General features: G+C 61.2%; 2 protein-coding genes. Both read left to right on the top strand.

The window, feature by feature from the left end; genetic code table 11:
• On the top strand, positions 1-419 hold a 419-nt coding region (locus NS334_RS16960; protein ID WP_153002821.1), incomplete at its 5' end, for a globin.
• 107 nt (positions 420-526) lie between these two features.
• The coding region (locus NS334_RS19480) for a twin-arginine translocation signal domain-containing protein (RefSeq protein WP_153002822.1) at positions 527-601 on the top strand (75 nt) is incomplete at its 3' end.

The raw sequence follows: 601 nt of genomic DNA on the forward strand, positions 1-601 counted from the left end.
CATCATCCAATCCAATCGAACGCAGCTTTGAACTCGCAGCAGCGGCTTGCGATGATCTGACGCCGTTGGTCTATCGGCGCTTGTTTCGCGACCATCCCGAAGCACAGGCGATGTTTCGCACCGAAGGCAGCGAGCCGGTGAAAGGCTCGATGCTGCAGCTGACGATCGAAGCCATCCTCGATTTCGCGGGCGAACGCAGCGGGCGTTTTCGCCTGATCGAATCCGAGGTGTTCTCACATGACGCTTACGGCACGCCGCGCGAACTGTTCGTCGCGTTCTTCGCGGTGATCGCGGACTGCCTTCGCGACATTCTTGGCGAGCAATGGTCGGGGGACATCGATGCTGCGTGGCACAAGTTGCTCCGCGACATCGCGGCGATCGTGCAGCAGCAGCAACATCCCGTCGACGCGAGGGCGTAGCGTCACCGTTCCGATTGTGACACACTCCCTTTATCCGCGGCGCGTGCAACTGACGCTGACGGTCAAAAAACATGAGGGAGCAATCAATGCCAGGCACCGACAAGGGGATGGACAAGGCGTCGACGACGCGGCGCGACCTTCTGCAAATGGCGGCGGCAGGTGGAGCTGCGGCCGGCCTGTTC

It is taken from the genome of Sphingomonas endophytica, from assembly GCF_001476895.1.
Classification (GTDB): domain Bacteria; phylum Pseudomonadota; class Alphaproteobacteria; order Sphingomonadales; family Sphingomonadaceae; genus Sphingomonas; species Sphingomonas endophytica_A.